This window comes from Campylobacter sp. MIT 21-1684, assembly GCF_026241315.1.
Classification (GTDB): Bacteria; Campylobacterota; Campylobacteria; order Campylobacterales; family Campylobacteraceae; genus Campylobacter_D.
The window spans coordinates 1-381 of the sequence record NZ_JAPHNA010000079.1; the positions used below are offsets into that span (position 1 = coordinate 1).

1 protein-coding gene is annotated in these 381 nt (G+C 26.0%); it reads right to left on the reverse strand.

The window, feature by feature from the left end; genetic code table 11:
• The coding region (locus tag OQH62_RS08650; protein WP_266016166.1) for a hypothetical protein at nt 1-251 on the reverse strand (251 nt) is incomplete at its 3' end.
• Nucleotides 252-381 lie beyond the last annotated feature (130 nt).

Genomic DNA, 381 nt, shown 5'->3' on the forward strand with positions numbered 1-381 from the left:
GTGAGTATAGGAAAAATAAAATACCACGATAAGAAATAAATTATCATTAAACTTTTTTTCTTATAGAATTTTTCTAATATTACACTAAGACAACCCAATAAAATAATCACAAATATTAAAGCTATGTCCCAATCAAGTAATTCTAAGAAAGTTCTTTGACTATTAATAGCCCCGCTCATAAAAACTATCATACATAAAATCCACAACAAAACAATGAATATTTTAAAAGCTAAAAGCCAAGTGAATTTCATTTTAACTCCTAATTAATGGGTTTGCAATAGTTGGTGTGAATACTTTTATCGGATAAAACAATATTATCACACTCCACCTTTATAGTATCCTCATATTTAACTATTAAAGGAATTTTACCTTGATTGTTAA